Source organism: Mycobacteriales bacterium (assembly GCA_035533475.1).
Lineage (GTDB): Bacteria > Actinomycetota > Actinomycetes > DATLTS01 > DATLTS01 > DATLTS01.
On sequence record DATLTS010000015.1, the window covers coordinates 96,764 to 108,163 of the forward strand.

17 protein-coding genes are annotated in these 11,400 nt (G+C 68.5%); 9 read left to right on the forward strand and 8 right to left on the reverse strand.

What is annotated here, in order from left to right; all coding sequences use genetic code 11:
* Nucleotides 1–8 precede the first annotated feature (8 nt).
* Both VNG13_02675 and VNG13_02680 read right to left on the reverse strand, forming a co-directional pair.
* Nucleotides 9–872 carry an RNA polymerase sigma-70 factor gene (locus tag VNG13_02675; GenBank protein HVA59424.1) on the reverse strand — a complete coding sequence of 288 codons (864 nt, stop codon included), beginning with the start codon at nucleotides 870–872 and terminating at the stop codon, nucleotides 9–11.
* Nucleotides 869–1,447, reverse strand: coding sequence for a carboxymuconolactone decarboxylase family protein (locus VNG13_02680; GenBank protein ID HVA59425.1), 579 nt, complete (start codon nucleotides 1,445–1,447; stop codon nucleotides 869–871). The genes VNG13_02675 and VNG13_02680 overlap by 4 nt, the downstream gene beginning before the upstream one ends.
* Before the next feature lie 268 nt (nucleotides 1,448–1,715).
* On the opposite strand from VNG13_02680, the gene VNG13_02685 reads away from it, so the two are divergent.
* The gene (locus VNG13_02685; GenBank protein ID HVA59426.1) at nucleotides 1,716–1,961 is read left to right on the forward strand and encodes a hypothetical protein; all 246 of its coding nucleotides are present in this window, start codon (nucleotides 1,716–1,718) and stop codon (nucleotides 1,959–1,961) included.
* A 104-nt stretch (nucleotides 1,962–2,065) separates the two neighbouring features.
* On the opposite strand, the gene VNG13_02690 is transcribed toward VNG13_02685, so the two are convergent.
* Nucleotides 2,066–2,731, reverse strand: coding sequence for a response regulator transcription factor (locus VNG13_02690; GenBank protein HVA59427.1), 666 nt, complete (start codon nucleotides 2,729–2,731; stop codon nucleotides 2,066–2,068).
* Nucleotides 2,728–3,909, reverse strand: coding sequence for a sensor histidine kinase (locus VNG13_02695; GenBank protein ID HVA59428.1), 1,182 nt, complete (start codon nucleotides 3,907–3,909; stop codon nucleotides 2,728–2,730). Before VNG13_02695 ends, VNG13_02690 begins: the two co-directional genes overlap by 4 nt.
* A gap of 238 nt (nucleotides 3,910–4,147) precedes the next feature.
* On the opposite strand from VNG13_02695, the gene VNG13_02700 reads away from it, so the two are divergent.
* From VNG13_02700 to VNG13_02710, 3 genes are all read left to right on the forward strand, one after another.
* Nucleotides 4,148–5,056: an ABC transporter ATP-binding protein gene (locus tag VNG13_02700; GenBank protein ID HVA59429.1), complete on the forward strand. Its 909-nt coding sequence runs from the start codon at nucleotides 4,148–4,150 to the stop codon at nucleotides 5,054–5,056.
* A complete protein-coding gene (locus VNG13_02705; GenBank protein ID HVA59430.1) occupies nucleotides 5,053–5,841 on the forward strand; it encodes a hypothetical protein in 789 nt (262 codons plus the stop codon). Before VNG13_02700 ends, VNG13_02705 begins: the two co-directional genes overlap by 4 nt.
* 92 nt (nucleotides 5,842–5,933) lie before the next feature.
* Nucleotides 5,934–6,122 carry a hypothetical protein gene (locus VNG13_02710; GenBank protein ID HVA59431.1) on the forward strand — a complete coding sequence of 63 codons (189 nt, stop codon included), beginning with the start codon at nucleotides 5,934–5,936 and terminating at the stop codon, nucleotides 6,120–6,122.
* Nucleotides 6,123–6,431: 309 nt separating this feature from the next.
* On the opposite strand, the gene VNG13_02715 is transcribed toward VNG13_02710, so the two are convergent.
* Both VNG13_02715 and VNG13_02720 read right to left on the reverse strand, forming a co-directional pair.
* Complete coding sequence (locus VNG13_02715; protein HVA59432.1) at nucleotides 6,432–6,923, reverse strand: hypothetical protein; 492 nt, start codon at nucleotides 6,921–6,923, stop codon at nucleotides 6,432–6,434.
* A complete protein-coding gene (locus VNG13_02720) occupies nucleotides 6,920–7,186 on the reverse strand; it encodes an SDR family oxidoreductase (protein HVA59433.1) in 267 nt (88 codons plus the stop codon). The genes VNG13_02715 and VNG13_02720 overlap by 4 nt, the downstream gene beginning before the upstream one ends.
* Nucleotides 7,187–7,309: 123 nt before the next feature.
* On the opposite strand from VNG13_02720, the gene VNG13_02725 reads away from it, so the two are divergent.
* The 3 genes from VNG13_02725 to VNG13_02735 all read left to right on the forward strand — a co-directional run bounded on the left by VNG13_02725 (nucleotide 7,310) and on the right by VNG13_02735 (nucleotide 9,121).
* The gene (locus tag VNG13_02725) at nucleotides 7,310–7,924 is read left to right on the forward strand and encodes a TetR/AcrR family transcriptional regulator (GenBank protein HVA59434.1); all 615 of its coding nucleotides are present in this window, start codon (nucleotides 7,310–7,312) and stop codon (nucleotides 7,922–7,924) included.
* A 322-nt stretch (nucleotides 7,925–8,246) separates the two neighbouring features.
* Nucleotides 8,247–8,612, forward strand: coding sequence for a winged helix-turn-helix domain-containing protein (locus VNG13_02730; GenBank protein HVA59435.1), 366 nt, complete (start codon nucleotides 8,247–8,249; stop codon nucleotides 8,610–8,612).
* Nucleotides 8,609–9,121, forward strand: a complete 513-nt coding sequence (locus tag VNG13_02735) for an SRPBCC domain-containing protein (protein HVA59436.1) — start codon at nucleotides 8,609–8,611, stop codon at nucleotides 9,119–9,121. The genes VNG13_02730 and VNG13_02735 overlap by 4 nt, the downstream gene beginning before the upstream one ends.
* 144 nt (nucleotides 9,122–9,265) lie before the next feature.
* Here VNG13_02735 and VNG13_02740 read toward each other — a convergent pair whose 3' ends face one another.
* A complete protein-coding gene (locus tag VNG13_02740) occupies nucleotides 9,266–9,403 on the reverse strand; it encodes a hypothetical protein (protein HVA59437.1) in 138 nt (45 codons plus the stop codon).
* Nucleotides 9,404–9,628: 225 nt separating this feature from the next.
* Between VNG13_02740 and VNG13_02745 the strand changes: the two genes are divergently transcribed.
* Nucleotides 9,629–9,988 carry a cupin domain-containing protein gene (locus VNG13_02745; protein HVA59438.1) on the forward strand — a complete coding sequence of 120 codons (360 nt, stop codon included), beginning with the start codon at nucleotides 9,629–9,631 and terminating at the stop codon, nucleotides 9,986–9,988.
* On the opposite strand, the gene VNG13_02750 is transcribed toward VNG13_02745, so the two are convergent.
* Nucleotides 9,963–10,865, reverse strand: coding sequence for a hypothetical protein (locus VNG13_02750; protein HVA59439.1), 903 nt, complete (start codon nucleotides 10,863–10,865; stop codon nucleotides 9,963–9,965). The two genes, VNG13_02745 and VNG13_02750, sit on opposite strands and share 26 nt — an antisense overlap.
* 25 nt (nucleotides 10,866–10,890) lie before the next feature.
* Between VNG13_02750 and VNG13_02755 the strand changes: the two genes are divergently transcribed.
* A partial coding sequence (locus tag VNG13_02755; protein HVA59440.1) for a hypothetical protein occupies nucleotides 10,891–11,400 on the forward strand: 510 nt, incomplete at its 3' end.

The following is an 11,400-nucleotide window of genomic DNA, read 5'->3' on the forward strand; positions in this document are numbered from 1 at the left end:
TAGGACGGTCACCGCTTCAGTTCCGCAACCTCTTCCAGCCCTCCCAGCTTGTCCGGATTGCGCACCGCATAGATCCGGGTGATGCGTCCGTCCTCGACCACCAGGCTGACCGCGGTGGCTTCGCCACCGACGTCGATTCGAAGGCTTGGCATCCCATTGAGCCAGACGGTCGTCGCTGCGAAGTCGGGGACCTTCGCGGCGCGGGCCAGGAACGCGACCACCTTCTCGGCTCCAGTGATCGGTTTGCGAGCAGCTGCTACCTGGCCGCCGCCGTCGGCGATCAACACCACGTCGGAGGCGAGCACCTCCACCAGTCCGGCCACGTCGCCAGTGGAGATGGCTGCCATCAGCTTGTCGACGGCGGCCTGCTGCTGGGCTCGGTCCACCTGCATCCGCGGCCGGCGGGCCGCCACATGGCTGCGAGCACGGTGCGCGATCTGGCGGACCGCGGCCGGGGTCTTGCCCACCACCTCGGCGATCTCGTCGTAGGGCGTCTCGAACACCTCGCGCAGCACGAACACTGCCCGCTCGGTCGGACCGAGAGTCTCGAGCACGGTGAGCATGGCGATCGAGACGTTCTCGGCGAGCTCGACGTCCTCGGCCACATCGGGGCTGGTGAGCAGCGGCTCGGGCAGCCATTCCCCGACGTAGTCCTCCCGGCGGCGGGACACCGATCGGAGCCGGTTGAGCGCCTGGCGGGTGACGATCCGAACCAGGTAGGCCCGAGCGTCACGCACCTCGGCCTGGTCCACGTCGGCCCACCGCAGCCAGGTCTCCTGGACGACGTCTTCGGCGTCGACAGCGGAGCCGAGCATCTCATAGGCGACGGTAAAGAGCAGGCTGTGGTGGGTGACGAAGGGATCGTCGATCACGCCGTCGAGACTACGGCGAGCGGCTCGAGACCACAGGCGGCCGAGAGCCCTTGTGACTCGATGCCGAACGCGGTGTTGGTGCGGGTGTACAGGTTCGCCAGCGCGATGTAGGCGGTGAGCTCGACCAGCGCGGCCGGGCCGAGCGCTTCGAGCAGCCGGGCCGACAGCTCGTCGGTCACGGTCGGCGGGGTATGGGTCATCGCCTCGGCGTACTCCATGGCGTCGCGCTCGGTCGGCGTGAAGACATCGGAGGTGCGCCACCGGGGTACCTCACGCGCCTTGGCCACGTCGAGTCCCTGGTTGCCGGCCTGGAAGTAGCCGAGGTCCAGGCAGAAGCTGCAGCCCACCAGGCTGGCCACCGCCATGTGGGCGAACGACTTCAGGCTCTCGTCGCTCCGGTTCCACTTCTGTGCCTTGCGACCGACGCTGAAGGAGAAGTTCAGCACCTTGCGGTTGTGCCACGCCACCTCGACAGGCTCGGGCACGTCGCCGAACATCTTGGTGGAAATCCGCTTGACCAGCGCGCCGTAGATGCCGGTCAGCTCTGCCTTCGGGATCCTGGTGCTGCTGGTCATGGTTCCACCTCCGGTTACTTGCTCTCGGCATCAAGACACCGGCCACGGATCGAATGTGACACCCGAGCCGGACATTCTTGCCACCGATGGCTGAAGAAGAGCTCCGGTGCCTCGACTGTGCAGGGCGTCCATCTACCCATCCTGCGCCTTGACCAACGGGCTCGGCCTGTGCGGCTCCTGCTCTGCGGTTTCGTGCATCTGGTTTGCGTCTGAAGCAAGGCCGACTGGGCGTGCCGTATGCATGTGCTCCGCTCAAACCTTTGACGGGTTGCCTCGATTCCTGCGCGCCATCGAGAACGGCACGCCGGAAGAGAAGAAGCAGCTCATCGAAGAGCTGGTCGATAACGTCGAAATCACGCCAGAACGAACAGCGAACCCCTATTTTCGCGTGCCGGACATGCGCACGCCTGGGCCGTTCGTCAGCCGTGCTTGCAACTGGACCCGGTTTCGGGTCTGCGAAGACCATGCTGCGGATGAAGCGGCCTACCCGTCGGCCGCCCTACTTGCGACTTGAACGCGTGGCCGTTGATCGATACCACGTGGCCCGATCCGTCTCCGCCGCGTAGGTGTGAAGCTCCACGGGTGCGCCCCAGTGATAACCGGGGTGTCCCCTGGGCTTCATTCAGCCCATCCGGGCCGGGCCAGGCCGGATTCGTAGGCGAAGACGACGAGTTGGCTGCGGTCACGGGCGCCGAGCTTGGTCATGGCCCGCGTCGCGTGGGTCTTGGCGGTGGAGACGCTCATGTAGAGCTTGTCGGCGATCTCCTCGTTGGACAGCCCCGCCGCGATCAGGGTCACGACCTCTCGCTCCCGGGCGGTCAGGGCGTCGGCGGCGGGGGTGCGGCGGGTGGCCCGGCTGCGCGTGGCGAACTCGGCGATCAACCGTCGGGTGATGGTGGGAGATAGGAGTGCGTCTCCAGCGGCGACCACCCGGACGGCACGGAGAAGCTCGGGCGCGTCGGTGTCTTTGACGAGGAAGCCGGCGGCGCCGGCCCGGAGGCCTTCGAACACGTACTCGTCGAGCTCGAAGGTGGTCAAGATGACCACGTGCACTGATGCCAGAGCGGGGTCGGCGGCGATCTGCTTGGTGGCTCCGATGCCGTCGAGTCCGGGCATGCGGATGTCCATGAGCATGACGTCGGGCCGGGTGCGCCGGGCCAAGCGGACGGCTTCGTCGCCGTCGGCGGCTTCGCCCACCACCTCGATGTCGTCTTCGGCGTCGAGCAGGGCCACGAAGCCGGCGCGCACGAGGGCCTGGTCATCGGCCAGTGCCACCCGGATCAACGGGTTCGTCCGTTGAGGGGAAGGCGCGCCCGCACCGAGAACCCACCACCTGGGCGGGGTCCGGCCTGCAGGGTCCCGCCGACGGCTTCGGCCCGCTCAGTCATCCCGGTGATGCCCTTGCCGGTCCCGTTGGTCTGGCCGGCACGGACGCCAGGGCCGTCGTCGTCCACCGCGACGACGATATCGGTCTGGCCATAGGTGAGGCGCACGGTCGCCCGGCCGCCACCCGAGTGGCGGGTGCTGTTGGTGAGGGACTCCTGCACGATTCGGTAGGCGGTGACGTCCACATCGGCCGGGAGCCGGCGCCGCTCACCTTCCTCGGCCACTTCGACCGCCAAGCCGGCCGCCCGGCTGTGCTCCAGTAGGGCGCCAAGCTGGGCCAGGCCAGGCGCCGGTGCACGCGGCGCCTCTTGGTCGACGTCGCGCAGCACCCCCAGCACCGAGCGCAGCTCGACGAGGGCCTGCTTGCTCACCTCGTTGATGGTGCTGAGCGCCGCCCGGGCTCGTTCGGGCTGTCGGTCCATGAGGTGCAGGGCGGTGTTGGCCTGCACGTTGATGACCGAGATGTTGTGGGCGACGATGTCGTGGAGATCCCGAGCGATGCGAAGGCGCTCCTCGCTCGCTTGGCGGAGGTCTGCCTCTTCTCGCCCCTGGGCGAGGGCCAAGGACCGTTGGCGTCGCAGCCGCACCAGCTCGGTGCCGACAAGGAGCGCGGCCAACCCGGCACCCAAGCCCAGGGCGAAGGCGGCAGAGGGGGCGTGACCCTCTCCGATCGCCGCAGGACCCCACAGCGACACCACGTAGCAGACGACTAAGAAGACGAGGGCGGCAACCCGGCGGCGCAGGTAGATCGCCGTCGCGAACGCCACGATCACCGCCAGCCACGCCGCGCCTCCACGCCTGCCGAAGTGCTGGGTCGCCTGGAACGACAGGGTGAGGGCGTAGGCCGCGACCATGACCGCGACTGGAAACCGTCGCCGAGCGGCCAGCACCAGGCCCCCGGCGACGAGGAGCACCACCTCGCCGGGAGTCACCACACCACCCTGGTGGGCGACCTGGGCAAAGACCAGCCCCACCTGGGCCGACGCGACTGCTACGGCCACGGCGCCGTCGATCAGCCACCGTCGGGCCTTTGGGCGTGCCCGAAGGGCCTCAGCCTGGGCGGATATCGCTCTCACCGTCCTCGACGGTACGCCCGGTGGGCGCCGAGCGCATCGTCACCAGGCTGATCGTGGCCTACACCGCCCGTGGTAGTCCCGCTCGCTCCCATACCACCAGGGACTACCCGTTGCTGGCTCGACGTCGGCCCCACGCTGACGGCGAATTCGTCTCCCCGCTGACGACACGGCCGAACCCTGCGCCGACCATGTCTGTAGGCAACACCCCAGACGTCCGCTGGAGGAGAAGGGACAGCCAATGGCCGTGATCGAAGTCCACGACCTCACCAAACGCTTCGGAGCGCTCACCGCCGTCGACCATCTCAGCTTCGCGGTCGACGCCGGCACGGTGGTCGGCTTCCTGGGCCCCAACGGGGCCGGCAAGACCACCACCCTGCGAATGCTCTTGGGTCTCGTGGAGCCGACCGAAGGCTCCGCGACCATCTGCGGTCGCCCCTACCAGGAGTTGCCCGACCCGCTTCACCGGGTGGGTGCGGTGCTCGAAGCCTCCAGCGCCTATCCGGGACGCACGGCCCGGAACCACCTGCGGATCCAGGCCCTGGCCGGGCAGGTGCCCTCCACCCGGGTCGACGAGGTCCTCGACCTCGTCGGTCTCACCAGCGCCGCGCGCCGGCGGGTGGGCGAGTTCTCCCTCGGGATGCGCCAGCGCCTCGGGCTCGCCACGGCGCTTTTGTGCGACCCGGAGATCCTGATCCTCGACGAGCCAGCCAACGGCCTCGACCCCGAGGGCGTCCGCTGGTTGCGAGACCTCCTCCATGGCCTGGCGGGCGAAGGGCGCACCGTGCTCGTCTCCAGCCACATCCTGGCCGAGGTCGCCCAGACCGTCGACAGCGTGGTCATCTTGAACTCTGGCCACCTCGTCGCCCAGTCCACCCTGGACGAGCTCACGACCCGGGCCCAGCACAAGGTACGTATCCGCACGCCGATGGCCGAGCGGCTCCAAAGCGCGCTTGCCGCCAAAGGAGCAACGGCAGTTCTCGTGGCGCCCGACCGGGTCGAGGTGAGCGGGGCCAGCGCCGAGCAGGTCGGCCTCCTCGCCGCCGAGCAGGCCATACCGATCTTCGAGACCACCACCGACGGAGTCGGCCTGGAGGAGGTCTTCTTCCAGCTGACCGCCGCCGCGACCGCAAAGGAGACCCCACGATGATCCGCCTGGCCCGCATCGAATGGCTCAAGCTGCGCACCGTGCGCACGGGCTTCAGCCTGCTGGCCACCTCGGCCGCGCTAACCGCCTTGTTCGCCTCCCTCGAGGCGTCGCGGGCCGGCAACGGCAAATACGGTGTCGCCCCCCTCTTCAGCGCGTCGGGGCTCGCAACGGTGACGACCGTGACCGGCTGGTCGATGATCTTCGCCGCCGTGTTGGGGGTGATCGTCGCCAGCGGCGAGTTCCGCCACTACACGGCCACGCTCACCTACCTCGCCACTCCGGACCGACGGCGGGTGCTCGTCGCCAAGGCGCTGGCCGTGGCCGGGGCAGGGGTGATCTTCGGTCTCGTCTCCGCCCTGATCGCGACCGGGGTCGGGCTCATCTTCGTGGCCGGACACGGTTACCACGTCGCCCTCGGCACCGGCACTCTCGTGGCCCACATAGCCGGCGCTGCCGTGGGTGCGGCGCTCTTCGGGGCAATAGGGGTCGGGATCGGCTCGTTGCTCCGCTCCCAGCTGGCGGGCGTGATCGGCATCTTCGTGTGGGCGCTCGTCATCGAGTCGATCATCGGCGGTCTCTTCACCTCGGTTCGCCCCTACCTGCCCTACACCGCGGCGACGACGTTGGCCGGCATCAAGCTCGGAGGGGCAGCCTTCGGTCCCGCCCACGGCCTGTCGGGCGGAAGCCCGCTCCCCTTTGCCGCAGCGGCAGCGCTGGTGCTCGGCGTCGCAGCGCTGCTCGACGTGATCACTGTCCGCACGACGCTGCGAAAGGACGTGACCTAACAGCTGCGACACCACCTGACCCACACCTCCGCCGACTTCGCCCGCACAAAGCGCTCCCAACGCGAACCACCCCATGAAAGGAGACGACCACCATGCACCATCAGATACTGCTCGCCGCCACCTTGCTGGCAACCACGGCCAGCAACACCAGGCACTTCCACATCGGCCCGTGGATCATCGTGCCGATACTCATACTTGCCGCGATCATCGCCATCCCCGTCTACATCGTGCGAGACCGCCGCAAGCGCCAAGAGCTCAAGAGCGAACGGTCGAGAACATGAACGCCCGACGAGGAGCCGCATGAGGACACGCCCGCCCCAGAACACGGGCGTGCCGGGCCTCTATCTGCGGGGCCCACGCGCCCCCGGCCGCTTCTCGCGGCGCACAGAATTCCGAACTCAGCCCACTGGCCAAGAGGCACGTAGTCGGTGCTCGGGGGATGCCGGAGCTGAAATCTGCGAGCACCGCGGCGGCGCGCAGAACTGTCGTGAAACGGTACGACAGCTGCGTCTCGATCGTGCTTCAGCGCGGCGTTCACCGATGCGAGCTACCGACGATGTCCCCGAGCACGTGCCTGTAGGACAAGGAGCTCATTCCACTGGCGCCGGACCTTCGTCGAGGTGCCAGCGCACCACACGAAAGCCGTGGCCGATCGCGGCTTTGAGCGGGGGGCGCTCGTAGCGGCCGTTGGGCGTCTTCGGCAGGCGGACGAAGCGGTCGAGGCTGGGGTTCGCAGCTCGCATCACGCCGAGGAGGGTCTCGACCAGACCGGGGTCGGTGACGATCTCGGGTCGGGCCGAGATGTCTCGGCCTCGGAGGCGGATTCGGGTGGGCTCGCCCTCTTTCAGGTTCAAGGTCCAGCGGCCGCCGCCCGGGGTGAGAAGGGCACCGTCGTGGGCGACGTAGCTCACGGGCTGGCGGTAGTGGCGTCCAGTGCGGCGACCCGTATGGAAGACAAGCATGAGCCGACTGCCGAGCGGAGTGGGAACGGGAAGGCCGAGCAGGACCCGCATGGGAACGTTCAACGTCTTCATGAGCGCCGCTTGGCGCCGCCGGTCCGCCGGTGTGGGGGGATCGCTCATACCATGACCTTGCCGCCAGCGATGTCGAGGGTGACTCCGGTGATCCACGAGGAGACGTCGGAAGCGAGGAACAAGGTTGCCGCGGCGACGTCACCGGGTTGTCCGATGCGGCCGAGGGGGAAGCTGGCGGCGAGCTGGCGGCGGTGCGCTTCGGGCATCGGGACCCGCATCTTGTCGTTCTCAATCGCTGACGGTGCGAGGCAGTTGACCCGGATCCCGTCGTTCGCGAGGAGGCCGTCGACGACGATCGCAGCTTCACCCACCGATTGCTCCTCTCTACCCGGGATGCCGAGGCACTGATGGCGTAGCTGGACTCTCGGGGGTGTATCATTTAGTCAGACAGTACGTCTGAACATAGTCCCGCATGAAGGAGCCGTCAAGACCCGGTGAGCCCCCGCCCCTACCAGCTCGGAAGACGCCAGGCGGAGATCGACGAGGGACGCCGCCGGATGATCGACGCCGCCAGGGCCCTTCTCGCCGAGACCACCAGCTATACAGCGTTCACCCTTGACGCCGTGGCCAAGCGGGCCGATGTCGCCCGTGCCACCGTCTACTACCAGTTCGGATCCAAGTCCGGCGTGCTCGAGGCGCTCTGTGACGATCTGGCCGCCTCGGGCCAGATGGGCGACCTCGCCCAGGTCTTCATCACCCCCGACCCGCTCGAGGCAGTCCACGGCTTTGTCGCCGCCTTCGCCCGGTTCTGGGCAGCCGACCGGATCGTCATGCGCCGCCTACGCGCCCTCGCCCACCTCGACCCCGACGTCGGCGACGTCATCGCCGCACGCGACGACCGGAACCGCCAAGGGCTCCGGGTCCTCCTCGGACGCCTCGCCGAGCACCCCGGAGGTCTCACCCCAAGCCGAGATCCCGAGGCGCTCGTCAGCGTGCTGCACACCCTCACTAGCTTCGAGACCTTCGACTCCCTCGCCGGGCCGGATCGCACCCCTACTGAGGTCGTGCCCGTCGTCGTCGCCCTCGTCGACGCCGCGCTCGAACAGTAGGAGCAGATGACCGGGGGAGCGCTCACCTTGGCCTTCGACGAAGAATCCGACGGTCCATGCCGACGCCGTTTGGGATTGGGTGTGGCTCTTCGGAAGGACGTCGAGGAGCACTCTCAGCGCCTGGCGTGGAGACCGCAGGGCCGCCCGGTGGTTCCGGTGGGATCGTGCAGCTCCCTCGCCGACTCAAGAGCGGAGCACGCAACGGGTTGGTCCGTTGCCCTGTGCACCCAGGAGGCTGCGACCGGCGACGGTCGGGGACACGGAACTCTCGTGCTCGACCACGTCTTGCGGCCGAGAGATCCAGACCATAAGCTACAACCCAATGGTTGTAGCTTATGGTCTGGACGCTGAATCCGCTGAGCAGCGGACCGACCGCATCTTCAACGCGCTCGCGGACCGGACTCGCCGGGACATTCTCAGGCGAGCGATGGAGGGCGAGCATTCCGTCTCGGCCCTCGCTCGCTCCTACCCGATGAGCTTTGCCGCCGTGCAAAAGCACGTCGCCGTGCTCGAACGGGCAGGACTGGTCGTGAAGCACCCACGCGGCCGGGAACAGCTCGTGCGCACCGATATCGACGCCGTCCGCACCGCACATCGCTTGCTCGACCAACTCGAGGCCGTCTGGCGTAGCCGGATCGATCGTTTTGCCGAGGTTCTCGGCGAACCCACAGAAGGAGCCGATCAATGACCGTCACGAACGTCGAGAAGGACGCTGCGAGCCTGACCATGACGATCACCGCCGACCTCGACGCCCCAGTGGCCCGCGCCTGGAAGCTGTGGGAGGACCCCCGACAGCTCGAACGGTGGTGGGGGCCTCCGATGTATCCGGCGACCTTCGTCGAGCACGACCTCGCGCCAGGCGCCACGACCACCTACTTCATGACCGGTCCCGGGGGCGACCAGCCTCGCGGCTGGTGGCGGGTGCTCGCGGCCGATGCGCCTCACCACCTCGAGTTCGAGAGCGGGTTCGCCGACGACACGGGACGCCCGAACCCGAACATGCCGACGATGATCATCCGGGCCGACCTGCACGAGCACGACGGTGGCACCCGCATGACGATCGCGACGACGTTCCCGTCGCTCGCCGCCATGGAACAGATCCTCGCCATGGGCATGGAGGAAGGCATGACTGCCGCGATCGGTCAGATCGATGACATCCTCGGGGCCGAGATTCAGCAGCAGCCGCATCAGCAGTAGTGGTAGGCGACGCCATGTCAAGGCTGCTCGGCATGGCGTCCCATGACTGACTGGATGGCTATCTTCTCAACGGCTCGTCCATCTGCTTGGAGGACGTTGGACCCTGGCGGTCCTCGGTGAGTTAGCTGACCAGGGGCGTCGCTATCACGACTTGCACGACGCCTTAGACGGGATTCCCCACCAGTCCGCGTCGTCGCCGAGCGGCCGCGCCCAAGCCGTGAACATCTCGGGCGCGAAGTTGACCGGAAGGACGTTGCTCGTCAGCGCGAGCGCGCCTGCCATCGCCGCGTAACCCCGTGGGGTCCAACCGCCATCAGCGAAACCGATATGGAGAACGGATTCCTACTAGGCAACAGAGTTGACCGTCGCGTGGTTCCCTAGAATTCGCGTGATCGAAGTTCAAGTAGCCAGAGTGCCGCAGGCAGCTACTGCGGTGGCGGCCCGACCCCGGCGGTGTGCCGGTTCGGCGACGTAGCGTGTCGCTCTGTACCAGGGCAGACTGGTCCGATGGATCAACCTGTCGACCTGGCCACAGCCTTGGCTCGTTTCGAGGAGCCTTGGTCCCCGCGCACGGTGGCCACCCTCAACGACTACGACATCCGAGTTGTCAAGACCAGGGGCGAGTTCACCCGGCACAGCCACCCGGAGACCGATGAGGTCTTCCTTGTGATGAACGGCTCGCTGACCATTCGTCTCGACGACGGGGACGTCACGCTCGGACCTGGACAGCTGTACGTCATACCGCGCGGAGTGCACCACCAGCCGGTGTCGGTCGACGGCGCGGAGGTCGTTCTCATCGAGCCGAGCACGACGGTCAATACCGGAGACACCCCGAGCGAGCTCACGGCCGAGCGCCGCCCCGGATGACGCCGATAGGTCGCGCGGCAACGAGACGGACGATCGGCCTGGCTGGCGTTCCAGGCGGGCGCGGGGGATCGACCACGCCGGGGGCCGCCGTCGCTGCCTGCAGGCGAGCTGCCTTGAGGTGGTGGTGGAGCAGCGAATAACGGTGGTCGTCGTCCAAGTCGAGGTGGTTCGCGAGGCGCAGCACTGCCCGCTGTTCGTTCAGGCTGATCGCGTACCAGTCCGAGCGCCGGTGCAGCTGCCGGAGCGGCAGCGCCGCTTGGCGCCGCCGGCACTCCGTCCAGGCCGTCTCAGGAAGCGCCGAGACCGCCAAGGCGGGTCGCCGGGCGGTGCCTGCTGGCGGGAGCGGGTCGAATGGGACCGCCGGGTGGTCGGCCGGGATTCCAAGCAGGCCGAGCGCCGCCTCCCGCAGCGCGCCCGCGTCGACGGCGCTGTGCGCCAGCACCTCGCCGACCGGTGCGCTGGCCTGCTCGAGGAGCACCACGACGAGGTGCGCCGGCCCGGTGGTCTCTTCGCGCCCAGCCGCCCACTGCGCTGCTGCACCCACGGCCTGGGAAGCCAGGTGGTCGTAGGAGACGCCGAGGCGTCGGCCCGCCGCCGTTGTGGCATCACTCTCCCCGGCGCCGGACCGGAGCCCGGCCGCCTCACGCGTCGGCGCGGTGCCGGGAGCCGACGCCCACCACGCTGCCAGCGGCTCGCTGCCCTCGATCGCGGCGACGAGCAGGTGCGCCGTCGTGACCACCCCGCCCTCCTGGGCGAGGGTGGCGGCTGCGACGAGCAGCGAGTCGTCGAAGCGGGCAAGGGGTTGGCGAGGGCGGCGACGCCTCCGTGGCACGAGGCAAGTCTCCCAGCTGTAGATCCCACCCGCTCGGCGCCTCACGCGCCGAGGATGGGAAGATCGCGCCATGTGCCAGCTCCGCCCGCCCGCCCAGTGGAGCAGCGCCGTCGAGGCCGCCGACTGGATCGCGGAGCGCATCGGGCCCTTTGGCGCAGGCGTCACGTCGGTGGTCCCTGCCGGCTTCGAGGCCTACGCCCGCATCCTGCACCCGGCCGAAGAGGCCGGGCACGGCGACCGCCTGGTGCGCTGGCGGGAGGTCGCGGCCTGGAGCGGCGTGGCGCTTTGTCCCGACGCCCAGTTCCACACGATCGCCCTGCCGCCCGAAGCTCCGGCTACCCCCGCGCCCTGGAGGGGCCAGGGGCCGAGGGAGGGCCGGCTCTACCTCCCCGATGCCGAGGTGCTCGCCGAGATCATCCGGGTGTTCACCACCACCCCTGAGACCTGCTTCTTCGGCGTCTGGGACGGCTACGGCTGGGGCGGAGTGCAGTTCAGCTCGTCTCGGGCACCCGCAGGTGCTCGTCGGCGGAGGACGCAGCCGGTGACCATTCCCGACCCGGTCCCCGACGCGGTGCGCGAG